Source organism: Microlunatus ginsengisoli, from assembly GCF_039537205.1.
Classification (GTDB): Bacteria; Actinomycetota; Actinomycetes; order Propionibacteriales; family Propionibacteriaceae; genus Microlunatus; species Microlunatus ginsengisoli.
On the sequence record NZ_BAABAB010000009.1, the window covers coordinates 60,200 to 83,311 of the forward strand.

At 67.3% G+C, this 23,112-nt stretch carries 25 protein-coding genes; 19 read left to right on the forward strand and 6 right to left on the reverse strand.

What is annotated here, in order from left to right:
- The first annotated feature begins 151 nt into the window (after window positions 1-151).
- Complete coding sequence (locus tag ABD747_RS06615) at window positions 152-1,837, forward strand: glycoside hydrolase family 13 protein (protein WP_344802868.1); 1,686 nt, start codon at window positions 152-154, stop codon at window positions 1,835-1,837.
- A gap of 844 nt (window positions 1,838-2,681) precedes the next feature.
- Here ABD747_RS06615 and ABD747_RS06620 read toward each other — a convergent pair.
- Together ABD747_RS06620 and ABD747_RS06625 are read right to left on the reverse strand one after the other, a co-directional pair.
- Window positions 2,682-2,939 carry a WhiB family transcriptional regulator gene (locus ABD747_RS06620; RefSeq protein ID WP_344802636.1) on the reverse strand — a complete coding sequence of 86 codons (258 nt, stop codon included), beginning with the start codon at window positions 2,937-2,939 and terminating at the stop codon, window positions 2,682-2,684.
- Window positions 2,936-3,274 carry a hypothetical protein gene (locus ABD747_RS06625; RefSeq protein ID WP_344802638.1) on the reverse strand — a complete coding sequence of 113 codons (339 nt, stop codon included), beginning with the start codon at window positions 3,272-3,274 and terminating at the stop codon, window positions 2,936-2,938. Before ABD747_RS06625 ends, ABD747_RS06620 begins: the two co-directional genes overlap by 4 nt.
- A gap of 302 nt (window positions 3,275-3,576) precedes the next feature.
- Here ABD747_RS06625 and ABD747_RS06630 point away from each other — a divergent pair, with 302 nt between their 5' ends.
- Complete coding sequence (locus ABD747_RS06630) at window positions 3,577-4,494, forward strand: diacylglycerol/lipid kinase family protein (RefSeq protein ID WP_344802639.1); 918 nt, start codon at window positions 3,577-3,579, stop codon at window positions 4,492-4,494.
- Window positions 4,495-4,514: 20 nt separating this feature from the next.
- On the opposite strand, the gene ABD747_RS06635 is transcribed toward ABD747_RS06630, so the two are convergent.
- Window positions 4,515-5,240, reverse strand: a complete 726-nt coding sequence (locus ABD747_RS06635; protein WP_344802641.1) for a Crp/Fnr family transcriptional regulator — start codon at window positions 5,238-5,240, stop codon at window positions 4,515-4,517.
- Window positions 5,241-5,558: 318 nt separating this feature from the next.
- Between ABD747_RS06635 and ABD747_RS06640 the strand changes: the two genes are divergently transcribed.
- The 9 genes from ABD747_RS06640 to ABD747_RS06675 all read left to right on the forward strand — a co-directional run bounded on the left by ABD747_RS06640 (window position 5,559) and on the right by ABD747_RS06675 (window position 13,128).
- Window positions 5,559-6,326, forward strand: coding sequence for a GAF and ANTAR domain-containing protein (locus ABD747_RS06640; protein WP_344802643.1), 768 nt, complete (start codon window positions 5,559-5,561; stop codon window positions 6,324-6,326).
- A gap of 13 nt (window positions 6,327-6,339) precedes the next feature.
- Window positions 6,340-6,666, forward strand: coding sequence for a hypothetical protein (locus ABD747_RS06645; RefSeq protein WP_344802645.1), 327 nt, complete (start codon window positions 6,340-6,342; stop codon window positions 6,664-6,666).
- Between the two features lie 120 nt (window positions 6,667-6,786).
- Entirely contained in the window at window positions 6,787-7,629 is an 843-nt protein-coding gene (locus ABD747_RS06650) for a GAF and ANTAR domain-containing protein (protein ID WP_344802647.1), read from the forward strand.
- Between the two features lie 208 nt (window positions 7,630-7,837).
- Window positions 7,838-8,530: a hypothetical protein gene (locus tag ABD747_RS06655; protein ID WP_344802649.1), complete on the forward strand. Its 693-nt coding sequence runs from the start codon at window positions 7,838-7,840 to the stop codon at window positions 8,528-8,530.
- A gap of 433 nt (window positions 8,531-8,963) precedes the next feature.
- Complete coding sequence (locus ABD747_RS06660) at window positions 8,964-9,965, forward strand: fatty acid desaturase family protein (RefSeq protein ID WP_344802651.1); 1,002 nt, start codon at window positions 8,964-8,966, stop codon at window positions 9,963-9,965.
- A 114-nt stretch (window positions 9,966-10,079) separates the two neighbouring features.
- Window positions 10,080-10,739 (forward strand): hypothetical protein, encoded by a 660-nt coding sequence (locus ABD747_RS06665; RefSeq protein ID WP_344802653.1) that lies wholly within the window; start codon window positions 10,080-10,082, stop codon window positions 10,737-10,739.
- Window positions 10,740-11,071: 332 nt separating this feature from the next.
- Window positions 11,072-11,782 (forward strand): hypothetical protein, encoded by a 711-nt coding sequence (locus ABD747_RS06670; RefSeq protein ID WP_344802656.1) that lies wholly within the window; start codon window positions 11,072-11,074, stop codon window positions 11,780-11,782.
- A 91-nt stretch (window positions 11,783-11,873) separates the two neighbouring features.
- Window positions 11,874-12,380, forward strand: coding sequence for an ApeA N-terminal domain 1-containing protein (locus ABD747_RS26680; protein WP_425562491.1), 507 nt, complete (start codon window positions 11,874-11,876; stop codon window positions 12,378-12,380).
- Window positions 12,381-12,804: 424 nt separating this feature from the next.
- Window positions 12,805-13,128 (forward strand): HEPN domain-containing protein, encoded by a 324-nt coding sequence (locus ABD747_RS06675; RefSeq protein WP_344802658.1) that lies wholly within the window; start codon window positions 12,805-12,807, stop codon window positions 13,126-13,128.
- A gap of 245 nt (window positions 13,129-13,373) precedes the next feature.
- Here ABD747_RS06675 and ABD747_RS06680 read toward each other — a convergent pair whose 3' ends face one another.
- The 3 genes from ABD747_RS06680 to ABD747_RS06690 are packed head-to-tail and all read right to left on the reverse strand — an operon-like array spanning window position 13,374 to window position 15,344.
- Window positions 13,374-13,577: a helix-turn-helix transcriptional regulator gene (locus tag ABD747_RS06680; RefSeq protein ID WP_344802660.1), complete on the reverse strand. Its 204-nt coding sequence runs from the start codon at window positions 13,575-13,577 to the stop codon at window positions 13,374-13,376.
- 40 nt (window positions 13,578-13,617) lie between these two features.
- Window positions 13,618-14,550, reverse strand: a complete 933-nt coding sequence (locus tag ABD747_RS06685) for a formylglycine-generating enzyme family protein (protein WP_344802662.1) — start codon at window positions 14,548-14,550, stop codon at window positions 13,618-13,620.
- A gap of 11 nt (window positions 14,551-14,561) precedes the next feature.
- On the reverse strand, window positions 14,562-15,344 hold the full coding sequence (locus ABD747_RS06690; protein WP_344802664.1) for an aminotransferase class IV: 783 nt from the start codon (window positions 15,342-15,344) through the stop codon (window positions 14,562-14,564).
- Between the two features lie 181 nt (window positions 15,345-15,525).
- Here ABD747_RS06690 and ABD747_RS06695 point away from each other — a divergent pair, with 181 nt between their 5' ends.
- The 8 genes from ABD747_RS06695 (at window position 15,526) to ABD747_RS06730 (ending at window position 23,096) form a co-directional block, all read left to right on the forward strand.
- Complete coding sequence (locus ABD747_RS06695; protein ID WP_344802666.1) at window positions 15,526-15,729, forward strand: hypothetical protein; 204 nt, start codon at window positions 15,526-15,528, stop codon at window positions 15,727-15,729.
- Window positions 15,729-16,235, forward strand: coding sequence for a hypothetical protein (locus tag ABD747_RS06700; protein ID WP_344802668.1), 507 nt, complete (start codon window positions 15,729-15,731; stop codon window positions 16,233-16,235). The genes ABD747_RS06695 and ABD747_RS06700 overlap by 1 nt, the downstream gene beginning before the upstream one ends.
- Window positions 16,236-16,249: 14 nt before the next feature.
- Complete coding sequence (locus tag ABD747_RS06705; RefSeq protein ID WP_344802670.1) at window positions 16,250-18,517, forward strand: cell division protein FtsK; 2,268 nt, start codon at window positions 16,250-16,252, stop codon at window positions 18,515-18,517.
- A gap of 173 nt (window positions 18,518-18,690) precedes the next feature.
- The gene (locus ABD747_RS06710; protein WP_344802672.1) at window positions 18,691-19,131 is read left to right on the forward strand and encodes a hypothetical protein; all 441 of its coding nucleotides are present in this window, start codon (window positions 18,691-18,693) and stop codon (window positions 19,129-19,131) included.
- Window positions 19,128-20,120 (forward strand): bifunctional DNA primase/polymerase, encoded by a 993-nt coding sequence (locus tag ABD747_RS06715; RefSeq protein WP_344802674.1) that lies wholly within the window; start codon window positions 19,128-19,130, stop codon window positions 20,118-20,120. Before ABD747_RS06710 ends, ABD747_RS06715 begins: the two co-directional genes overlap by 4 nt.
- The gene (locus tag ABD747_RS06720) at window positions 20,117-21,550 is read left to right on the forward strand and encodes a DUF3631 domain-containing protein (RefSeq protein ID WP_344802676.1); all 1,434 of its coding nucleotides are present in this window, start codon (window positions 20,117-20,119) and stop codon (window positions 21,548-21,550) included. The genes ABD747_RS06715 and ABD747_RS06720 overlap by 4 nt, the downstream gene beginning before the upstream one ends.
- On the forward strand, window positions 21,547-21,801 hold the full coding sequence (locus ABD747_RS06725) for a helix-turn-helix domain-containing protein (RefSeq protein ID WP_344802678.1): 255 nt from the start codon (window positions 21,547-21,549) through the stop codon (window positions 21,799-21,801). Before ABD747_RS06720 ends, ABD747_RS06725 begins: the two co-directional genes overlap by 4 nt.
- Before the next feature lie 89 nt (window positions 21,802-21,890).
- A complete protein-coding gene (locus ABD747_RS06730; RefSeq protein ID WP_344802680.1) occupies window positions 21,891-23,096 on the forward strand; it encodes a tyrosine-type recombinase/integrase in 1,206 nt (401 codons plus the stop codon).
- Window positions 23,097-23,112: the final 16 nt, after the last annotated feature.

A 23,112-nucleotide genomic window follows, 5' to 3' on the forward strand; every position in this document is an offset into this window, starting at 1 on the left:
ATTCGGCTCCGGTTCGGATCGGTCTCGCCAGCATCGTTGCCCGCGATCTGCGCCCGCAGGACCAGCACCGGTGGCTCAGCACGATACGGTGCAAGGCGACCCGTGCCAGGACGCGCCGAGAACACACGCGACAACGAGGAGTGGTGTGACGATGATGCCGACCGCGGCGGACGGCGCGCACGGCGAACCGAGTGGCGGCGACGCGACGTGGTGGCGGCGGTCGGTGATCTATCAGATCTATCCGCGGAGCTTCGCCGACGCGAACGGTGATGGCGACGGCGACATCGCGGGAATGCGCCGTCGCCTGCCCTATCTGGTAGATCTGGGCGTGGATGGCGTGTGGGTATCGCCGTGGTATCCGTCGCCGATGGCCGACGGTGGGTACGACGTCAGTGACTTCACCGGCATCCACCCGATGTTCGGCACGATCGCCGACGCGGACGCGTTCATCGCCGACTGCCACGCCGCCGGGCTGCGAGTGATCATCGACGTCGTCCCGAATCACACCTCGAACGAGCATCCCTGGTTCCTTGAGGCGCTTGCCGCCCCGCCCGGTTCGGCGGCGCGGGACAGGTTCATCTTCCGCGACGGTCAGGGCCTCGACGGTTCCGAGCCGCCGAACAACTGGATCAGCTGTTTCTGCGGATCGGGCTGGGAGCGGGTCGTCGAGGCGGACGGGCGCCCAGGGCAGTGGTATCTGCACACCTTCGCCGTCGAGCAGCCGGACCTGAACTGGCGCAACGCCGAGGTGCTGTCCGCGTTCGACGACGTACTCCGGTTCTGGTTCGACCGTGGTGTCGACGGCATCCGGGTCGACGCGGCGCCCGCCCTGGCGAAGGACCCGCTGCTGCCGGACGCGGACTACGGCGGCGACCTGCGGTTCATGACGCTGGACTGGGTCGGCAACCCGCACTGGGACGTCGACTGGGTCCACGACGTCTTCCGCCGGTGGCGCACCGTGGCCGACGAGTACGGTCCGGGCAAGATCTTCGTCGCCGAGGCCGTGGTGAGCAGCGCGCAGCGACTGAACGCCTACATCCGGGCCGACGAGATGAACAGCGCCTTCAACTTCCCGTACATGAAGGGCGCCTGGGACCCGGTCGCGCTGCGCCGGGTGATCGACGACACGCTCGACTCGTTGGTCGACGTGGGCCGACCGGCGACGTGGGTGCTGGGCAGCCATGACGAGACGCGATTGGCCTCCCGATACGGCCGGGCCACCACGTCGTCGGCCCACTTCCTCGACGGGCAGGGCGAGTCGGTCGACCTGGATCTCGGCACCCGCCGGGTCCGGGCCGCATTCTTGGTGATGCTGGCGTTGCCGGGCTGCGCGTACATCTATCAGGGCGACGAGCTCGGCCTGCCGCAGGTCGACGACCTTCCCGACGACGTGCTGCAGGATCCGGTGTTCCGGCGCAGCAACGGGGAGACGCGGGGCCGCGACGGGTGCCGGGTGCCCATGCCGTGGGAGGGCGGAGAGCCGCCGTTCGGGTTCGGCCCGGCCGGGTCGTCACCCTGGCTGCCCCAACCCCCCGACTGGGGCCGGTACACGGTCGAGTCCGAGCTGGCCGATCCGGACTCGCTGCTCACCCTGCTCAGGTCCGCGCTCCGGTTGCGAGCTGAGCTGATGGATGGCGACGACCTCAACTGGCTCGACGCGCCGGACGGCGTGCTCTGCTTCCGGCGGAACGACGTCGTCTGTATCGCGAACCTGTCCGGAGAACCTCAACCGCTCAGCGACGCGGCGGTGCTGCTGACCAGCGCACCCGCGCCGGACGGCTTGCTGCCACCAGACGCCGCCGCCTGGCTGCGGTCCGGATCGAACGGACGCCGATAGCCGCCGACAGCCCCGACGAGGTGCGGGCCCTCGTCATCTACCAGGTGTCGACCTCGGCACCGTAGCGGCGGCACCTGTGACAGGGGACGGTCCGGTCGAGGATGTGGAGGCGTCTGAACCGGGCTCGGGCTAGGCGTGCGGTAGGCCCCGTGGGACTCGAACCCACAACCCGCGGATTAAAAGTGTGAGACGAGCCCGAACAGCTGCCGTGAACGCCCCCAGTCGATCGTAATGGGGGCAGCTATGTGAGCACTTGGAGCAACAGAGTCTGACGCTTGCGATCAGTTCTCATCGAAGAGCCCGTGAGCAATCGGTGAGCAAAGGATAAGCGGCAAGACCCCGGACCTTCACAGCACTTCTTGACTGTCTCGTCTATCGCCAGATCCGCCACGCGTCGCCGTTCGGGTCGCTGCGCACCGGCTTGAGACGTTCCGCTCGGATCCACTCCCAGCTTTGTCAGCGGCGGTTCGTCCTTCGGCACGTGCACTGTGACCACCAGAGCCCACCAGCGGTAGCTGTGGCGTCTCCACTCCACGACGAAGCCTTGGACGGGCGGGACCTGGACTACTGGTGACATGACTTATTCGAACCACGTGAATGCTGCAATCTGGGCAGCGAGTATCTCTTCAGCTACGCGGTGTGGCGCTCAACTGACGCGTGTGGTCACAGGCCGGTGATGAAGAGGGTGCCGGCGAGGAGGAGTCCGATCTCGACAGCAGGACGAAGCGGCGCTCGCTGGAGCTGGCCGCGAGGTGGAGGTTTCCGGGGCGGGGGCCTCCGTGTCAGCGAGCCCGGCGATCGAGCTCGGCGAACCATCGCGAGGGTGAGGCATGTGGTCGTGGGGTCAGGGATTGACCGAGGTCGTCTGCCGCCGCTTGGCGGCTGTCCGCAGGGTGCGGCGTTCGTCTGGGTCGAGTCCGCCCCAGATGCCGTGGTCGATGCCGGCGCTGACTGCGAACGCGAGGCAGGCGAGCCGGACCGGGCATTCGCCGCAGGTGGCCTGAGCCTTTTGGCGTTGGGTGAGGGCCGGGCCGGTGGCGCCGATCGGGAAGAACGTCTCTGGGTCGGTGCCGCGGCAGGCGGCGTAGTTTCGCCAGTTCACCGGTCGGCCACCGGTGTCAGAGCACGCCGAGCCGTCGACATGCGTCGGCGATGCTCGTCGGCGGCGGCCAGGACCGTGCGCAGGCTGGTGGATTCTGCCGGGTCGACGCCTGGGGTCTGGATCCAGGCCACCGCGGCCCACAGTTCCTCCAGCACCGCGCACACCCCCCCGGCTCTACCTTGGGGGTCGCCGCTGGACATCAGGGCGTCGACGAGGGCATCCAAGGCGACCGCGTCGATGTCGGGGACAGATGCCGGCTGACCGGCCAGTGCGAGACTTGACGCCCCGCGCAGGTCGGGGTCAAGGGCGGTGGAAGTGTGGAGCGGCTGGGACATGACCGTCCTCGCAGATGAGCGGGACCGATGATGATCCTGGCGAGGTTGAGCGCGGCGGGGGGCGGCGGCGGTCAGGTCCCAGGGCGGTTGATCGGGGTCAACACCGCTAGTAGATGCCATCACCGTGGGGCCGTCAAGGGTAGATGACAGTTTGTCCTGCCTGTGCTCGCCATGGTCCACAGGCTCGTTGCCGGTGAGGAATCCAGTGCAGGTCTGCTCGCGGGATTGGCTGCCCCTGCGCCCGGGTGTCGCTAGATTCCCGGGGTTGGAACGGTCACGGGTGCGTGGAGGGATATTTCGCGATGGCTGGTGAGGCGGGGCTGTTGGATCGGGTGGTGTTGGTTTACAACCCGGTGAATCGTCGGGTGCCGTTGACGATGGCGCAACGGCTGCACGATGAGCTGTCGGTCCGGCTGCCGGAGCTGCCGGTCACGTTGGAGGCGACCCAGCATGCTGGTCATGCTCGGGAGCTGGCTGCCGCGTTCGCGCGGTCGGGGCGGCCGTTGATTGTGGCGGTCAGCGGTGACGGTGTCTACAACGAGGTCGTCAACGGGGTTCTCGATACGCCGGGCTCGCGGGCGTTGGCGGCGGTCGCCGCCGGGGGGAACGCGAACGATCATCGCCGCAGCACGCGCCGGATGCCGCTGGTGGAGGCGATCGTCGCCGCTCACCGTGACGGCCGCACCCGGCAGCTGGATCTGCTGCGGGTCACCGTCAACGCCGGCGACGGAGACGGAGACGGCAGCTGGAGACGGTACGCCCACTCCTATGTCGGATTGGGGTTGACGCCGCTGATGGCGGTCGGGCTCCGGCGGGACCGGAAAGGCACTCTCGCGGAGCTGGTGTCGGTGCTGCGCACGTTCAGCGCGCTGACGCCGGTGGAGATCGTGCGCGAGGGGCACGAGCCGGCGCTGTATGACAGCTTGATCTTCGCGAACGTGTCTGGGATGGCGAAGTACGGGCGGGTCGGCAGCGTCGGCCGTCCCGACGACGGCCTGTTCGAGGTGGTGGCCCGCCGCCACGGCGGCCGGTGGCGGATCGTGGCGATGACGTTGCGCGCGGTCACGGTGGGGTTAGCGGTCCAGGCCCGGGTCGACCGGGTCGCGTTCACCACCGTCGACCCGATACCTATGCAGATCGATGGTGAGCTGGTCGACCTGACGGCCGCCGCCCAAGTCAGCATCGACTGCCGCCCGGGAGCCTTGACCACCGTTGGGTGAGCGTCGACCGCACCCACCGCTCAGGGCAGCTTCTCGAACTCGCGCCGGATCACGTCGTAGCAGGAGCAGGCGGCGGCGTGCAAGCCGGATTCATCGACGACGGTGATCAGTCCACGCCGGTAGCGGATCAGCCCGGCCTGTTGCAGCACCTGAGCGCTCAACGACACGGTCGCTCGTCGGACACCGAGCATCTGGCCCAGGAACTCCTGGGTGAGGGGGAAGGTGTCCCGGCCGACCCGGTCATGGGTTTGGGCCAGCCAGCGGGCGCAGCGTTGCTCGGAGGTGTGGAGCTGGTTGCAGGCCACGTTCTGGGCGAGGAACACCGTCACCGCCTGGGTGTAACGCAGCATCAGCTGGTGCAGAACCCCGTCGCCGGCGAAGAACCGGTGCATGACGTCGACGTCGAGACGCAGCGCCTGACCGGGCACCTGGCAAAAAGCTCGGTGTGGGCTGCTGGTGGCGCCGAGGAAGGCGGGGAGTCCGGCGAACCCCTCGGCGCCGACGGTGGCGACCTCGACGACCGTCTCGTCGTCCAGGTCGGCGACCACCGAGATGACGCAGTCGAGCGGGAAGTAGACGTGGCTGATCGGCTCGTCGATGTCGTAGAGGGAGGCCTTCGCCGCCAGCTCCACCAGCGTCAGGTCGAGGGCGAGGCGGTTCTGCTCGGCCGGCGGGATGGCGGCCAGCAGCCGGTTGGGTTGCCGGGCGGTCGTGGCCGCCGGCAGGAGCGGATCCGCGGCGGCCATACCCCATGGTCGCACCGATCCCCTCTCCCACTCTCATCGCGGCACCTTGGGGGCACCGTCGCCGGTCCCGTTGCTCGGACCCACCAGCCGTGACGACCCACCCACGGACGGGGATCTGAGGCTGGCCACGCCGACGCCTCTGGCCGTCTTCCCGGTCCCCGGTCCCGGTCAGGCTATGTACGATGTCGAACATAGATTGTGTACGGTGTCGGGCAGAACCGCGGCGACTGGTCCGTCTTCCTCACGCGCGGTGGAGTTGACGCCCCGGGGTGTCCCCCCTCGAGATCGGATGTGTCCATGGGCGAGGAGAGGACTTCTGTGACTGAGCCACAGGCGTTGGATGTGGCGCAGGCGTCACCGCAGTTGGCGGCGGTGCTGGCCCAGATGGGTGCGGTGGTGTTGTCGAGGGAGACGATCGACACCACCATCACGCTGGTCACGGCGCTGGCTGTGCAGACGATCCCCGGCACCAGCGGCGCAGGGGTGACCCTGGTCGACGCTCGCGGCGCCCGGACCACCGCCGCCTCCGATGCCTTGGTGGAGCAGGCCGACGCCCTGCAGTACCAATTCGATGCCGGCCCGTGCCTGACCGCCTGGCGGGACCAGGTGAGCACCCGGATCGACGACACCCAGTCGGAGACCCGCTGGCCGGAATGGACGGCTGCGGTCGCCAGCCTGGGAATCCGGTCGGTCCTGAGCGCGCCGCTGCTCACCCAGGACGCCGGGACCGCGCAGGGAACGGGGATCGGTGCGATCAAGGTGTACTCGGCGCAGGCTCAGGCCTACGACGGACGGGCGGAGGAGCTGCTGGAGCTGTTCGCCTGGCAGGCGGCGATCCTGCTGGCCAACACCCAGACCCTGTCCGATGCTCACCGGTTGAGCGCCGACCTGCGGAAGGCGCTGGCCAGCCGCGACATCATCGGCCAGGCCAAGGGCGTGCTGATCGCGCAAGGGGCGGCCGACGAGCAGACCGCGTTCCAGATGCTGGCCGCGGCCTCGCAACGCTCCAACACCAAGCTCCATGACGTCGCCCGGCAGGTGGTGGCGTCGGTGCACGCCGACCGGCCCGCCCAGCCGAGTGCTTGACCAGGGAACGCTCATGCCTGACAGCGGCTCCCGCCCTCAGCTGTTCCAGTACGCCCGGGACCGGGCCGAGTGGAGCATCCAACAGCTGTGGCTGGGCTACCTCGCTCTCGGCGGTACCGGCGACGCGTTCGACATCGAGGCCTTCCTGCACGGCCTCGGCCCGCTCAGCGACACCGAGCAGGACGTGCTGGCCAACGCCGTCAACGAACGCCTCGACGACCTCTACCGCGCCGCCCGCGTCCCGTACCTGAGCACGTTCGAGCTGCCGCCGTGCACCTGCCAGGACCCGCTGACCCTGCTGGACCAGATGCTCCACCCGCCCGACGAGGAGCACGAGTGACCAGATCCCACCGCGTCGACGCTGCACCAGGTGCGCCGCGGCGGCCCAGCACGCCACATCCGGGTCGTTCTCCCGGGAGCCGCTGACACTTTCCCCCACCCATCCCGTCATGGAGAGGTCATGACCGTGAACACGACCCCGGACCCGGCAGACCCGTCCGCCGCCGACCCCACCCCCGAGCCTGCGGCCATCGCCGCGGTGCCGGTCACGGCGACCGACTCCCCCCCATCACCAGCAGAGGAGGACGACGACGGGCTGCAGGACAGCCTGCACGCCCTGTCGCGGCTGGCGACCAGCGGGATGGCGTTGGAGGACCTGCTGACCCGGGTCGCCAGCTACGCCGTGCGGGCCATCCCCGGCGCCGACGGGGCCGGTCTGACCCTGCTGGAGGACGACCGGTCCGACCTTGTGGTGGTGACCGCCGCCTTCGTCCGCGAGGTCGACAACATCCAGTACTCCCTCGGACAAGGACCCTGCATCACCGCCGCCCGCGACGGCCAGACGGTCGTGTCCGGGTCGTTGGGGGGTGACCAGCGCTGGTCCCGCTTCGGCGGCGCGGTGGCCCGGCTCGGGGTGCACAGTGTGCTGTCGCTGCCGTTGATCACTGCCGACGGGGTGGTCGGCGCGATGAACGTGTACGCCCGGGCCAAACACGTCTTCGACGACCGCGCCGCCGAGATCGGCGAGATCTACGCCGCCCCGGCGGCGGTGGCGGTGCAGAACGCCCACGTCCTGGCCCAGACCCAACGCCTCGCCGCCCGCCTGCAGCATGCCCTGGAGAGCCGTGCCGTCATCGAACGGGCCGTCGGGATCATCCTCAGCCGCAGCGGCGGCACCGAGACCGAGGCGCTGAACCGGCTCCGCGCCCTCAGCCAGCACGAGCACCAGAAGCTGTCCGAGGTCGCCCAACAGATCGTCGCCGAAGCCCGCCGCCGCGCCGACGCCCGCCACCGATCCGACTAAGGTCCAACTACCGTCGAAAGCAGTGGTCAGGCGTCGTCGGCTGGCGGGCCGTTAGGGGATCTGGACACCGAAGGCCTATCGTCGACAGGGACGTGGCTCCACCGTTCCTGTCATCCGTTGAGCCACCATCCTCGGGCCCAGCACCTCAGCTGACCGACCCAGTGCAGTACCGACCGGCGGACGGATCCGCCTCCTCGGAGCCATCCCTGTGGACATCTCCACAGCCCTGCTCACCCACCAGCTCGACCACCTCACGACCACTCTCGCGGAAGCCTTCGACGACGACGGCCCGCCCGTGGCCGGCGCCCTGGCAGGACTCGACGCCGGCCTCGCCGCAGCGGTGACCTCCTACCGTGGACTGCAAATCACCCTCGCTGAGCACGACCCTCCGGTCGTGGTCAGCGTGTTCTCCCACTCCCGGGACCAACCTGACTCCGGTGGCCGCGACGGCCTGGTCACCTCGCTGCGGCTCCCACTGACGCTGCTCGATCCGACTTTCCAGACCGGCAGTCGGATCGTCTTCTACGCCGCTACCCGCGGAGCCTTCGTCGACCTGGCCGCCGACATCAGCTACGCTCTCACCCCCTCCGCCGGCCATCCGGCGACCAACCCAGCCGTGACCGAGCGCGGCAGACCCGCTCCACAGCACCAGGTCAGCGTCGACGCCGACCCGCCGCCGACCTGCCCGACCACCGGCATCACAGGGCTGGCCGAGCAGGCGACGATCAACCACGCCGTCGGCGTGCTGACCGACCGGGGCCACCACCCCGACGACGTCGACCAAACCCTGCGCCGGCAAGCGGCCGCCCCCGGTCTGACCCCGCACGCCTTCGCCGTCCGACTGCTCGCGGAACTCAGTCATCCCCACCGCCCGCGGGCCCACGATGATGACGACGGTTGATCAACCGGACCCAGCGGTGCAGGTGGCGGCGACCAGGTCGGACGGGTCGCCGCACGCGTGACCGCACGCCCACCGTCGTGTCCGGGGACGCCGATTGATCTGGCAGCGAAACGGGTAGAATAAGACTGCTGCTGATGCAGTCGGCCTAGGGCCGGAGGACGCCGCTCACCATCTCGCCGCGACCCCGACGCACTCGCAACCGAGCCTAGGCACATCCGGGACGACCGCCTCGAATAGGCCCTCCCTCATGACCTCCCTACTCACCCCCACCGCCCCGACGACCACCCCTCCCCCGAACAGCCCTGCCCCGAACAGCCCTGCCTCGACCACACGATCATCGTCAACAGCGCGGCCGCGTCCCACATCCCGGCGTGCTGCGGACGACGGTGCGCCCCCGAAGAGGGGCAGCTCGTTCACCGCGCTGACCCGGCAGGTGCACGAGCTCGGCCTGATGCGGCGCCGCTACGGCTACTACTGGATCAAGTTGATCGGTGCGGTCCTGGCCATCATCGCCTGGGTCGCTGGGTTCGTCTGGATCGGCGACTCCTGGTGGCAGCTCGCCTCCGCCGCCGTGCTGGGGGTGGTGATGACCCAGATCGCGTTCTTGGGTCACGACGCCGCTCACCGGCAGATCTTCCAGTCCGGTAAGTGGAACGACTGGGTCAGCCTGATCGTGGCGAACCTGCTGGTCGGCATCAGCTACGGCTGGTGGCAAAGCAAGCACACCCGGCACCACTCCAGCCCCAACAAAGAAGGCACCGACCCCGACATCGCCTTGTCGGCGATCGCGATGACCCCGGCCATGGCGACCCGCCACACCCATCCGCTGCTGCGGTGGCTGGTCGCCCACCAAGGCTGGTACTTCTTCCCGCTGCTGCTTCTCGAAGGGCTGTCGCTGCACGCCGACGGTGTGAAGCGGGTCCTCTCCAAGGACAAGATCGCCCGCCGTTGGGTCGAGCTGACCTTCCTGACCATCCGGCTCGGCGGGCTCGTCGCCTTGGTGTTCCTGGTGCTGCCGCCGGGCAAGGCAGTCGCGGTGCTGGCCGTCCAGCTAGCGGTGTTCGGCTTCTACATGGGCTTTTCCTTCGCCCCGAACCACATCGGTATGCCGCTGGTCTCACCCCGGCTGAAGCTGGACTTCCTCCGCCGGCAGGTCCTGATGAGCCGCAACATCACCGGCGGACCGTTGATGTCGGTGTTCATGGGCGGCTTGAACTACCAGATCGAACATCACCTGTTCCCGTCCATGGCCCGGCCGTACCTGCGCAGAATCCAGCCCCTGGTTGCCGCGCACTGCGCCGCCGAAGGCGTCCCCTACACCCAAGCCACCCTGTGGTCGGCCTACCGCAGCGTCATCGGCTACCTCAACACCGTCGGCCTCAAAGGCAAAGACCCGTTCCTCTGCCCCCTCGTCGCCCAACGCCGCGCCCTCTGAGCCAACCAGACCGCACCGAGACGACGACACCACCAGCCATGTGAGCAACCGCCAGCAGCTACCAATCGCACCTCGAGCGAAGTCTCGACCCGCCACCACGAAGGAGCCTGACTCATGAGCAGCGCCGTCAACCCAGAGCCCCATGGGCGTAGCAGCGAACCGCCGCGCCAGCCGGCCACCGACCACGTGGTCGACCAGCCGAACCCGAGCCGCCAACAGGTGCTGGCCGAACAAAAGGACCGCTTCGGCGGTATGAAGATCGGTGCCTGCTTCTTCGGCTGGCTGACCGCGACCGGCACCACCGTCATCCTGACCGCCCTGCTCGCCGCCGCCGGCACCGCCTTCGGCCTCGGCAACACCGACGCCGCCCAACAAGCCCAGAACACCAACCCCGAAACCGTCGGGCTGGTCGGCGCCATCGCCCTGCTCGTCATCATCTTCGTCGGCTACTACTGCGGCGGCTACGTCGCCGGCCGGATGGCCCGCTTCAACGGACTCAAACAAGGCCTCGGGGTGTGGCTGTGGGCCGTCATCATCGCCGTCGTCGTCGCCATCCTCATCGTCATCGCCGGAGCCCAGTTCAACGTCCTCGGCAACCTCAACGGCTTCCCCCGCATCCCGATCAACGAAGGCACCCTCTCCACCGCCGGCATCCTCACCGCCATCGGACTCGCCCTGGTCAGCCTCCTCGGCGCCATCCTCGGCGGACTAGCCGGCATGGCCTACCACCGACGCGTCGACAAAGCCAGCTACGACGCCGCCGCAAACCGCTAACCCCGACACCATCCACGGGTCGCTTCAACTAGACGAAGGAATCGTTCATCTGATGCAACCGTCCAGGGAAGACACCTAGTCACAGGAACCATCGAGCGATACGGTCCCCCGACTGATCCACCCGCTAGAGCGATTTCCTTAGCAACAAAGCGTTCCCCATCGGCATGAGTGTCACTAGGTGCAATAAGCCGGACTTGCCGGGCTGGGTGACCCAGACGTGGCGGGTCGTCCGTGGCCGCGGCCACAACTTGTCCGCCCGCCGTTGCCCCACAATCGATTAGAACATCTGTTCGCCCAATCGGCTGTCCCTGGGCGATTTGTACGATTCTCCGGTGAACTTCACGTGGCGGGTCTATCTCGTCGGCGAGGACCCCGATCTCTCCCTTCTGCGGCGAGAACTGGCTGCTGGCGATGTCCTTCTTCTGACCGGCGAACAGGGCTCTTACCTTCAGGCCGCGGACTTCGAGGCGTACACAGACGCCGCCGACGTGCTCACGGCCGCGCAGAACCTCATCACGCTGCTCAACGGCATGCTGAGCCGCCGCAGCTACCGACCGGTCCGTTCCGCCGGCCGGATAGAGCGTGGTGGGTCCACCTGGGTGTATGTGTCCGACACCGTGCGCGTTACCGCAGCGATCTCTGCCGATGGCGTCGTCACCGACGCCGAGGGCGCTGTGGCCCCATCTGGCCCATCACAGCTCGCCAGACAGCTGCGCGCTGCACTGGACCATCCTGTTGTCGCTGAGGCGCATCGAATCCTCGGGCTCACGGCATCGCCCAGCTGGCACGAGTTCTACAAGGTTTACGAGATCCTCCAGGTTGCCTGCGGTGGCGGTGACTACGAACTATCTCGCTGCACTGGGGTGTCCCAGCGGCGGATCGAGAAACTGACGGCCACCTGCAACCACCAGGTGCTCAGCGGTGACGAGGCCCGTCACGCTGCCATGAAGGGCACGCCTTCGACCAGCCGCAGGATCACCAAGGACGAGGGTCGAGCGATCATCAACGAACTGATTGAGGGGTACGTGTCGGCTCAGCAATAGTGCTCAATGCCGACGCACTCGCCAAGTTTGTACATGGCGGTGAGGGTCGTGCTGGCACTTGGTGGTGACTTCTAGTGAGAGGGTGTTCCGGGTGGAGACTGAACCTGCGAAGTGGTGGCTAAGCGAACCCAGAACCGACCGAGCCTTCCCCGGAGCAATTGAGATCGACAGCGCTGGAAACGTGTCAATACACGTATACGAACGGCTTCCTGGACTGGAAGATATTCCCTTCTTTGATCCAACTGCGCTCCTGCCGAGCTTTCCGATTATCTACGGCCTGACGATGAGCGATCATTGGACTCTGCTTGACTGTCAAATCGAAAGTTGGCGCAACAACTTCGCATACAATCTGTGCGATATCGTGCTGCGTCCGAGGGTGGCGCTGGCCGGCGAATTCCTACTCAATAGTGATGAGCTATCCGTCACACAGTTTTGCTTCTCTCTTTGGGATCAGGACGACTGGGCAGCCTGGGCTAGAACGCTTGAGGTTACGGATCGTGATGACGCGGTGGCACAGAATCTGACGGTAACGCATGTCCCCCCAAACCGACGGACTGCTGCTTTGGGCAGGTGCGGAGCTGTCGCTAGTCGACAATAGTCAGCGGTACGCTATCCCGGGCGTCGACCGAGCAATCACCGTCCGGGCCAATTCCGCGTGGGAACTCATCTTCGAATCGCCGGCTCCGCTCGACAGCTTACTCACGCGATGGGTCGAACCGCTTGTCTTCTTGACAACCACCGCGACCCGAAGAAAAACCGGCCTAGCATTCGCTAGAGTTTCGTCCTCGACATGGAGGGTTCCGGAGCCAGCCACTTCCGACAACCTCCGACTCTACGTTCAGAATGGTCCGAGGCCAGGAGGAGGCATTCCAAGTTTTGGGCTACTTCATGAGCTAAGTGACTGGGACTTTGAATCTCAATTACCAGCCTTGTACTCGTTCGTTCAATGCCATCTCTCGACAGTCGACCAGTACTTAAGCTATCGCAGCGCGTCCGGGCACACCTGGCAGATGAGATTCGCTGTGCTTTATCAGGTGATCGAGAGCATGGATCGATCGCTCAACTCGAGCGCGGATACTCCCGATGCTGAGACGCTTGCCTTTGCGCTAGCTGCGCTCGATCGAGCGCTGTCGACCGAGCCCGCGTTGAAGACCTTTCGAAGCCGCCTGCGATGGGCAACAAAGCACGCCACAGACAAGAGTCTTGCCCAGAGACTCGCTCGGCTCGATTCGCAAGTTGACGGATTTATTAGCGCTGAACTTGCGGACTCTCAGTGGATGAATGATCTCGCCGCATTGCGAAATAGCGTCGCCCACGGACTCGAAGCAGCGAAAAGTCTTGTTTGAAGATCGAGGGCCCTTGTGGACCGGGGCACAACTCCTAGAATTACTATTGAACTGAGGGTGCTTGTTGCCTTCGGGTTCGAGGCTGGTGATGCCGGCGCGATCGTGAAGAAGAATGCTCGCTGGTACGGGCGAATTACCTCGCTCAAATCCAACCTAACCTGCCGGCATTGAGTGCTCTAGCTCAAGTGGCTCACGGCTAGGACGGGCGGCAACGTTAGTGATACTGGGGCTGATTGAGCGTTGTTTCAGTGACCGAGTGCCTTGCGAGGCCGCCGCTCATTCCAATCACGTATGGTCGCGGGCCGCCAGGCGGGCAGGCGACCAAAGCGGCGATCGGGCTCAGGCATTTGACCGCGCGCCAGGTACGACCGGATTGTGGAAGACGAGACGCCGAGAAAGGTTGCAACCTCTTCGGTGGTCCACCAATCAGTGGGCAGTTCGGCCGTCATGCCGCGATCCTTCCCCGGTCGGCAAGGCGGTGCTTCATATTCACGGCACCATCTGTTCTGGCGTGCACGCGCAGCGAAACCCCGTGTCGTCGTCATGCATGAAATCGTTCGCGTCATTCCAGACGGCTGGCTCACCCCGAAATAGAGGGCTCGTAAACGCGCTGCCCTTCAACTCGAATCTCCCTTTCGTAGAACTGGTGGAACACCACTCCCAGACATTCCCCACCAAGTCGTAAACACCGTAGGGGGATACGCCGCTGTGATATCGCGAGACAGAGGTTGTCGCACCGACACCGGTTTCACGCACATTGCACTTTGCCGCGGTCCTCTGGTCTCCCCACGGGAAGGTGGCTCCCGTGGTCCCGCGAGCCGCCTTTTCCCACTGGGATGCTGCGGGGAGTGTCTTGCCAGCCCAGGTGGCGAATGCTTGTGCATCGCGCCAGGACACCTCGACCACGGGATGATCGTAATGGCGTTGGGCGCAACGCCCGCCGTCCCAATACTGCGGCACGGGATGCCCAGTTGCAGCGCAAAATCTGGCGTAGTCCGCATTCGTCACCGGAAACACGTCAATATAGAATTCGTCCACCCATGCTGGCTCGCACTGCGCTCCTCCCAGAAATATGCCTTCCGGTATGCGCGCCATAAGGCGGCCGTCGCGCGGATGTCGCGTGTAGCGACCGCTAATCGTTGGATTCTCCGCAGGCTCGGCCAGTTGATGCAGCGCGGGGCCGTCGGCGGCCGCCAATAGGCCGACAAATCGACCATGAACGTCGGCGCCGGCGCGCGCAAGCAGCGTATCGAGTCCTGCCTGATTGATCATTCGCGGGATGCAATTGTTCCCCTCGCTCTCCCAGCGCGCAATGATCCGATCAGACACACTTAGCTCATGCGAGAGATCGAGCAAACTCATGCGCATCGCGGTGCGGAATGCCTTGATCTCTCGGCCAGTCCATTGCGTAACGAGAGGCATGACGACCCGCCTTACGGCCGCTCGCCGGCAACTTCGGAGTAGACCTTTTGGAGGAGATCGAGCGTCGGGTCCTCCGTCGGAAAATTGAACTCGTCGATGGCGGTCAGCGGGCGCACGCCAATCGAAACGTTGGTGGCAAACGCAGCGCGGATGCTGGCCAGATCAGATTTTCTGATCGGAGCTGTGACGGACTCGTGAGAATCCTGGAGCAGCCGCATCGTCACACCGGGTAGAACTGGCGCGTCGGGCCAGACGACCTGGCCGTCGCGGTCGACGAACCCAAGATTCCAGGTAACACCTTCGGAGATCCGCCCGTCCCGTTCGACGAAGATCGCATCGCCGAAGCCAGCGAGCTGGGCAGCGCGCCGAAGCCGCAGCTGGCTGAACAGTGCGATGTGCTTAACCTCGGGGAGGTCGCGGCTGAATTCGTAAGTCTTCGCGGTAGTCGGAGGTGCGGGGAGAGTCGATGCCGCGCGAACTGTCAGCAGCACCTTGGGTGCAGCAGTGTCGCCCACATTGCCCATGCCGATCTGAGGGTCAAATACGGTCGCTCGAATTGTGATGGGCGGGGCGCTTTCGGCGATCGTACGTCGAATCCGGGCGGCGACTTCCTCGGTGTCGAGCTGTACACCAAATACCAGCTGGCAGTCTCGCGAGAGTCGGTCCATGTGGTGGGTAAAGCCTCGAATAGTGCCGTCCGCTCCGACACGCATCGATGTGAAGTGTCCGAAGTTTGTGAGTGCCAAGCACTCAAGGTCAGCGGAGGTTGCTGGTGATCCGTCGAGTTCTGCCATGAACTCAGCATCGCAGAAGTTCGGTTTTGTTCGGTGGTGTGTCGGTGGCACGTCGTGGTCCGGCCGGCCGATCGCGGTGATCGTCGAGTCATGGGCCTTATCGAAGAAGAGACCTTGACTACAGCGAAACGCTGTAGTCCACTGGATACAGCGAAACGCTGTACTGACCCAGGAGGTGCACATGCTCACGTTGCCGCTGGTGATCGTTCTCGGCTTGCTGGCTTTCGGGCTGGTGAAGTGGGGCAAGCAGAAGGTGTCGGGGGTGCTGGTCGGGATCGTGTTCGGTCTCGCGCTGGCGACAACGGCGGTGGGTCCGCCGATCCTGCACGCGGTGACGGCCGCGTCGAGGACGATCGTCACGGCGATCGGCTCGGCGGTGCGGTGATGGACCCCGCGCGCGACGCCTGGCTCAGCGAGAGGCGGATGGTGTGCGCCGGCCTTCGGGAGTGGCTGGCCGTGGTGGAGGGTCCAGAAGCGGATCTGACCTCAGCCGCGGTCGAGCTGGTGATCGCCGCGTTCGACGGCAGCCTGACCGATCCGGGCTGGCCCTGGGTTCGTGAGGCCGATGAGCTGGGCGTGTTCTGGCTCGACCCCGAACCCATGGCAGGGTTCGACGGTGTCGGCGGCGACCTCACGCTGCTGCCCGTTGTGGAGGCACTGTTGGGTGGCCGCCGTGTCCCCGACCTGGTCCAGCTCCTCCAACGCCTCGACCACGGCACGGTGCAGCTGGTCCTGGACGCGTTCACCCGTGCCTCTCGCTGGCACCGCGACATCGCCCTCTACGCCTTCCACGGCGACCCCTGGGCCGTGTCCGGCTGGATCACCGCCCAACGCTCCCGCTACACCGCCTCCACCTGGACCGACACCGACACCTCCCGGCGGGCATCGTGACCACGGCTCTCGCAATGGACGATCCAGACGACGAGCGAGACCGCATTCCCGAACCGCCGGCGGCGGGTGAGCTGGTCGAGGTGTCGCCGTCGGCAGTGCTCGACCGGCTGGACCAACCGCGGGACGCCGGCCTGGTCGACGACGACGCCCAGCTCGTCGACGAGGACCAGAACAAGGGTCGGGCAGTTACGGTCGACGGACTGGTCGACGAGCTGCCCGCGGTCCGTCCGCCGGCCGCACCGCGGCCCGTGCTGCCGGCGTGGGTGAAGTCCTGGCCGGCGTTCCTGGACGCCGCCAGCTGGTGGGTCCGGCATGCGTGGCATGTGACCGCGTTCCACGGGATCCGGCTTCCGCTGTACTGGCTCCGCCTGGTCGGCCGTGCACCGTTCGGTGTGGCGCGGCTGTTGGGGGTGGTGTGGCAGTGGTCGACCGACCCCGACGGGCGGCAGATGCGGTCGGCGATGAACACCGCCGGCGCCGACCCCGCCGTGTTCGTCCGGCTCACCGAGCAGCACCGGCAGATGGTCCGCGGCCGCCTCCTCGTCACCGCCATCGTGAGCGTCCTCGCGACGTTCGTGGGCTGGTCGGTGATCACGTCGACTTCCCCCGGCGTGATCACCACCCTCACCGTCGTCCTCCTCGCGATCCTGGGCGGCATCGGCCGCTCAGCGGATCGGCCGGTCACATCACGGTCGATCGACTCCGAAGCCGTCCCCCGGCTGACCGCCGACCTGATCATCACCGCGCTCGGCTCGCTCGGCATCGCGGAGCTGAACAAGTCGCTCAAGCCCGGTGTCGAGCTGGGTGTCAGGTTCCCGTCACCGATCATGCGCGACGGCCCCGGCTTCCGGGCCGAAGTCGACCTCCCGCCAGGTGTGACCGCCGGTGATGTGATCGAACGCCGCGACCGCCTCGCCTCCGGACTCCGCCGCCCGTTGTCGTCGGTGTGGCCGTCGTCGGATCACGACACGCACGCCGGCCGCCTGCACATCTGGTGCGGCGACAAACCGATGAGCAAGGCCAAGCCGGTCGCGTGGACGCTGGCCAAGGCCGGCAAGGTCGACCTGTTCGACCCGTTCCCGATCGGCACCGACCCTCAGGGCCGGCCCGTGACCATCACCCTCATGTTCGCCCTGATGATCATCGGTGCCCTGCCGAGGATGGGGAAGACGTTCCTCCTCCGCCTCCTCGCGTTGGCCGCAGCGTTGGATCCGTCGGCCGAGCTGCACATCTACGACCTCCGCGGCGGCGCGGACCTGCTCCCGCTGGAGCCGGTCGCGCACCGGTTCCGCACCGGCGACGACACCGACGACCTCGCCTACCTCAAAGCCGACATCCGCGAGCTGAAGCGGGAGATGGCCCGGCGTTACAAGACGATCCGCAGCCTGCCCCGCGACGTCTGCCCCGAAGGCAAAGTGACCCGCGAACTCGCCGACCGGCGGAGCCTCGGCCTGTGGCCGATCGTGGTCGTGATCGACGAGGTTCAGGTCGCGTTCGACGACGACCCCGAACTGGTCGCCGAGGTCACCGACCTCGGCAAACGCGGCCCGGCCGCCGGGATCATGTTCGTGCTCGCCACCCAACGCGTCGACGCCAAGTCCCTGCCCACCGGCATCTCCTCCAACGCGGTGCTCCGGTTCTGTTTGAAGGTGACGGGGCAGGTCGAGAACGACATGGTCCTGGGCACGTCGATGTACAAGGCCGGGATCCGGGCCACCATGTTCGCCCGCACCGACCGTGGTGTCGGGTACCTCGCCGGCGAAGGTGACGAACCGGTCATCGTCCGCACCGCCTATCTCGACGCCCCCGCCGCGGAAACCGTCGCCGCCCGTGCCCGCGCCGCGAGGCTGGCCGCCGGCCTGCTGACCGGGCACGCGGCCGGGATCGACCCCGACCCCGACGACTCCACCGCCTCGATCCTCGACCACCTCGCGTCGGTGTGGCCGGTCGGTGAGGAGAAGGTCTGGTGGGACGACCTCGCCGAACGCCTCGCAGGCACCTACCCCGGCCTCTACGGCGCCTGGACCGGCGAACAGGTCACCGCCGCCGTCCGACCCCACAGCCTCCGCTCGATCCAGATCAAACGCACCATCGACGGCAAACAGCTCAACCGCCGCGGCCTCGCCCGCACCGCCCTCCAGGCCGTCCTCGAGGACCGCACCGCCAACTCCGACACCCCCGCGGGCCGCGACGCCAGCTGGCCCACCTACACCCCGCCCGTGGTCGACGACACCACCCCGCATTCGCCCGCTACCCCCGACCCTGACCCGGGCTACCAGTAGCAGCACCGCTACCGGCCCGACTACCGGCCCCACTAGGGCAGTAGCCCCGGTAGCACCCCTCGGCCGGCGCTCTCTGCGCCGCGCTCAACCATCCCCCACCCGTGCACGACCCTCGACCGCCGCTACCTGGCCGCGGCCGCGGATCGGCACACCCTCAGAAAGGCACAACCGACATGCCAGACCCCACCCACAGCGCCACACGGAACCGGCTCCTGACCGATGCCCGGGTGCTCGCCGACCAGCTCGTCGACGACGCCAGCGCCGCCGGCGAAGCGGTCCACACCATCGTCCGCGCCACGCTGACCCGGCCGCCGATCCCGGCGCCGGAGCTGTCCCGCATCCTCGAACCCCTGGAGCAGTTCCTGGCCGAGCTGGACCAGGCGTTGCGACAGCTCGGCGGCTCCCTCACCCACGGCGCCGACCTGTTCGACCTGGTCGACGACCATCCCGACGCCGACCCCGCCACAGTGGCCCGGCTCGCGGCCGACCGGCTCGACGACGCTGCGACCCACGCCTACCGCGGCTCCCTCCAACTCGGCGACGCCCGCAACACCATCGCCGGCCAGACCTACCCCGCGCCGGCTCCCGTCGACCGGGTGGAGGTGACCCGATGAACGAGCTGCCCCCGCGAATGGTCCAGCTGATCCAGGCCGCCCTCGACTACGCCCGGCGCGGCTGGCACGTGTTCCCGACCGTCCCCGGCTCCAAGGTGCCGGCCTGCCCCGCGCACACCGCGAACAACTGCAACCGCGCCGACCCGCGATGCAAGAACGGGCACACCACCTGGGAACAACGCGCGACCCGCGACCCGGGCCGGATCCGCCGTGCCTGGTCCACCCGGCCGTACGGGATCGGGATCGCGTGCGGCCCGTCGAACCTGCTGGTGATCGACACCGACCGCGCCAAGCCCGGCGCCAACGTCCCGGAGCCGTGGGCGTCCCATAAGGTCCGCTCCGGTGACGCGGTCCTGGCCGAGCTGGCCCGTGGCCGCGACCTCCCGCCGACCTGGACCGTGGCGACGCCGTCGGGTGGCTTTCACCGCTACTACCGGGTCCCGGCCGGTGTGGAGCTGGGGAGCACCGCCGGCCGGCTCGGTTGGCTGATCGACACCCGCGGCCGCGGCGGCTACGTCATCGCGCCACCCACGAGGTTCCTCACCGGCCGCTACACCCGCCTCGACAGCCCCAACCCCGCCCTCCTGCCCGATTGGCTGGTCGAGTTGCTCGCCGAGCCTCTGCAGCGCCCCCAGAAGCCCGCCACCGGCCCACAGACGCGCCGGCAGCAGCCGCCGGCGTCGACGGGTGTCCGGAACCCGAACCGCTACCTGGCCGCTGCACTGGCCCGCGAATCAGAACGGGTCCAGACCGCGGTCAAGGGCACCCGGAACCTCAGCCTGTTCATCGCTTCCATCGCCCTCGGCCAACTCGTCGGCGACGGCTTGGTCGACGAGCCCACCGTCCGCGACCTGCTGCTGGCCGCGTGCGCCGGCCACATCGGCGTCCACGGCTTCACCACTGCCGAAGCCGAGTCCACGATCGCCTCCGGCCTCACCCGCGGCCGCAACGAAACCCGCACCACCCGCACCGGAAGGAACGTCGCATGAGCATCACACTCGCCTCGCCCGACGACAACGACCCCAAGCCGATCGACGGCCCGGAGCTGGTCGACGGTGCCGAGCTGCTGGACCAGGTCCTCGCCGCCGTCAGCCGCTACCTCGTCTTTCCCAGCGACCACGCCGCCACCGCCGCCGTGTTGTGGATTGCCGCCACTCATGCCATGCCCGCGTGGAACACCGCGCCCCGGCTCGTGATCAAGGCACCGGAGAAGCGGTGCGGCAAGTCCCGGCTGCTCGACCTGATCGAGGCCCTGTGCCACCAGCCGATGATGACCGCCAATGCCTCACCCACCGCGGTCTACCGCTCCATCGGCGCCGCACCCGACGATCCGCCCACACCGCTAATGGACGAGGCCGACACCATCTGGGCATCCAAGGCCGGCGACGGCAACGAAGAACTCCGCGGACTCCTCAACGCCGGCCATCAACGCAACAGACCCACCGCCCGCTGGGACACCGGCCGCCGCCAGGTCGAACTCATCGCCACGTTCGCCATGGCCGCCCTCGCCGGCATCGGCAACATGCCCGACACCATCGAAGACCGGGCCGTGATCATCACGATGCGACGACGGGCACCCGACGAGATCGTCCAGCCCTACCGGGTCCGCCGCGATGGTCCAGCATTCATCCCGCTCAAAGCCCGGCTGCATGCCTGGGTCCGGAGCCAGCTGGACCAGCTGGAGAACGCCGCACCCGACATGCCGGTCGAAGACCGTGCCGCCGATACCTGGGAACCGTTGGTGGCGATCGCCGATGCTGCCGGCGGGCACTGGCCCGCCGACGCCCGCAACGCGGTCCTTGCTCTCACCGTCGACGACCTCGACGTCGACAGCGTCTCCCTCCGCGTGCGGCTCCTCATCGACATCCGCGCTGCATTCCGCGACGCCCAACGGTTGCCCACCGAGACCCTGATCGCGCGGCTCCGCGAGAACGCCGAAGCCCCCTGGGACACCCTGGGCAAGAACGGACTGAACCCCAAATCGCTGGCCGGCCTGCTCCGCGAGTTCGGGGTCCACTCGGTCATCGATCGATGGGAGGACGGGAGCCAAGCCCGCGGGTACCGCCTGGAGCAGTTCGTCGACTCCTGGCGCCGCTACTGCCCCGAAAACAGTTCCCGGCACCTTGCCGTCCCAGCCGTCATGCCGTCACACACGCCTGAATCTGTGACGGCAGAGCCAACCTGTGACGGCTCAGCCGTCACAACCACCCCCGAGCCGTCCGACGCGACGGAAGCGCTCTGTGACGGCTCAGCCGTCACAGATCCGCCGTCCCGTCACAAATCCACGCTCATGCGACGGCATGACGGCTGGGACGGGAAAGCGCAGCCAACCGAAACAGCCACCTGCATCAGCTGCCGCCAACCCCTCAGCTACGACAACGGCACCCACACTCACCCCACCTGCGGAGGCGTGAAATGAGCGACCAAACCGAGCCGTTCGAGAAGGCCGCCCAGCTGGCCAACGTGATCAGCATCCGCCGCGGAGAGCCGGCGCCGACCCGGGTGACGTACACCGTTCCCGAGGTGGCATCCCTGCTCGGGATCTCGTGCGCCACGACCTACGTTCTGCTGCGTACCGGCGAGATCCCCGCCCGCCGGATCGGGTCCCGCTGGATCATCGCCCGCCGGCTGTTCAACGCCTGGCTCGACGAGGCCGGGGCAGTCCAGTGAGGGGGTCGGTGCGGAAGCGGTGCCAGTGCCGCGACGCTGAGGGCCGGCGGGTCAAGCAGTGCCGCAAGGCTCATGGATCGTGGTGCTACGTGATCGATGTCGGCCCGGATCCGCAGACGCGGAAGCGGAAGCAGATCACCCGGTCTGGCTTCCGAACCCGAGACGACGCTGACGAGGCGATGACGGAGGCGCTCGCAGCCCTGGACAGCGGCAGCTGGACCAACGATCGGGGCATCAAGCTGGGGGAGTGGCTCGACGATTGGCTGCTCGATCTTGGCGAGCGCAAGCTGGCCGCGAAGACGATGGCCGGCTATCGGGCTCACATCGCCAACTTCTGGAAGCCGCAGCTCGGGCACGTGCGGTTGCGCGACCTTCGGCGTTCGCACGTGGACCGAGCATTGCGGATCTTGGGCCGTCCGCAGACGACGGGCAAGCCGAAGGGCAATGCCGGAAGCTACGTTGAGGTGCGGTCGGCCGAGACGATCGACAGCTACCGCCGCACGCTTCGGGCCTCGCTGGCGGCCGCAGTACGCCGTGAGTTGATCACTCACAATCCCGCTGCCGGACGGATCGACGCGATCCCGCCCCGCAACGTCGATGACGACGACGAGGACGAGTTGGGCATCTGGGAGCCCGACGAGACCGCTCGATTCCTCAAGCACGTGTCGTCCGATCGGCTCGCGGCGATGTACGAGCTGGCCGCGTACGTCGGTCTGCGTCGCGGCGAGCTGTGCGGACTTCGCTGGTCCGACATCGACCCGGACGGAAAAGGGCTCCGGGTCCGACAGACGATCGTCGAGCTGTCTCGGTCGCAAGCGCGGCCGGGGGACCTGACGTGCCCCGTCTGTCGGCGCGAGCACGTCGGTCGACACTTCAAGCGACCCAAGTCGAAGGCCGGCCGGCGGTGGGTGCCACTGGCCGAACCGGCGCGACAGGCGCTCGCCCGGCACAAAGCCGCGCAGAGGGAGGAACGCGCAGACTTCGGCGAGGACTACCTCGAGCACGACCTGGTCTTCAGCGCAGTCGACGGCGACCCCCTCCGACCGGATCTGGTCACCCGGCAGTTCAACGACTACGCCGGCGATTGCGGCCTACCGGTGATCCGTCTGCACGATCTCCGGCACGGTGCATGTTCGCTGTTGATCTCCGGCGGCGTCCCGATCGAAGTGGTGCAGATGATCCTCGGCCACTCATCGCCGGCGGTCACTCGAAAGGTGTATGCGCACCTCATGAAACGGGCAACCGCCGGACAGGTGGAGGCGGCCACGAAACCGTTCACCGACGACGCGTTGTGAGCAATCTGTGAGCTAA

Coding starts and splice junctions, on each gene's coding strand:
- ABD747_RS06615 (WP_344802868.1), top strand. CDS start 152: ATGATGCCGACCGCGGCGGACGGCGCGCACGGCGAACCGAGTGGCGGC.
- ABD747_RS06625 (WP_344802638.1), bottom strand. CDS start 3,274: ATGTCCCAGCCGCTCCACACTTCCACCGCCCTTGACCCCGACCTGCGC.
- ABD747_RS06630 (WP_344802639.1), top strand. CDS start 3,577: ATGGCTGGTGAGGCGGGGCTGTTGGATCGGGTGGTGTTGGTTTACAAC.
- ABD747_RS06635 (WP_344802641.1), bottom strand. CDS start 5,240: ATGGCCGCCGCGGATCCGCTCCTGCCGGCGGCCACGACCGCCCGGCAA.
- ABD747_RS06645 (WP_344802645.1), top strand. CDS start 6,340: ATGCCTGACAGCGGCTCCCGCCCTCAGCTGTTCCAGTACGCCCGGGAC.
- ABD747_RS06650 (WP_344802647.1), top strand. CDS start 6,787: ATGACCGTGAACACGACCCCGGACCCGGCAGACCCGTCCGCCGCCGAC.
- ABD747_RS06665 (WP_344802653.1), top strand. CDS start 10,080: ATGAGCAGCGCCGTCAACCCAGAGCCCCATGGGCGTAGCAGCGAACCG.
- ABD747_RS06680 (WP_344802660.1), bottom strand. CDS start 13,577: ATGACGGCCGAACTGCCCACTGATTGGTGGACCACCGAAGAGGTTGCA.
- ABD747_RS06685 (WP_344802662.1), bottom strand. CDS start 14,550: ATGCCTCTCGTTACGCAATGGACTGGCCGAGAGATCAAGGCATTCCGC.
- ABD747_RS06690 (WP_344802664.1), bottom strand. CDS start 15,344: ATGGCAGAACTCGACGGATCACCAGCAACCTCCGCTGACCTTGAGTGC.
- ABD747_RS06695 (WP_344802666.1), top strand. CDS start 15,526: ATGCTCACGTTGCCGCTGGTGATCGTTCTCGGCTTGCTGGCTTTCGGG.
- ABD747_RS06700 (WP_344802668.1), top strand. CDS start 15,729: ATGGACCCCGCGCGCGACGCCTGGCTCAGCGAGAGGCGGATGGTGTGC.
- ABD747_RS06705 (WP_344802670.1), top strand. CDS start 16,250: ATGGACGATCCAGACGACGAGCGAGACCGCATTCCCGAACCGCCGGCG.
- ABD747_RS06710 (WP_344802672.1), top strand. CDS start 18,691: ATGCCAGACCCCACCCACAGCGCCACACGGAACCGGCTCCTGACCGAT.
- ABD747_RS06715 (WP_344802674.1), top strand. CDS start 19,128: ATGAACGAGCTGCCCCCGCGAATGGTCCAGCTGATCCAGGCCGCCCTC.
- ABD747_RS06720 (WP_344802676.1), top strand. CDS start 20,117: ATGAGCATCACACTCGCCTCGCCCGACGACAACGACCCCAAGCCGATC.
- ABD747_RS06725 (WP_344802678.1), top strand. CDS start 21,547: ATGAGCGACCAAACCGAGCCGTTCGAGAAGGCCGCCCAGCTGGCCAAC.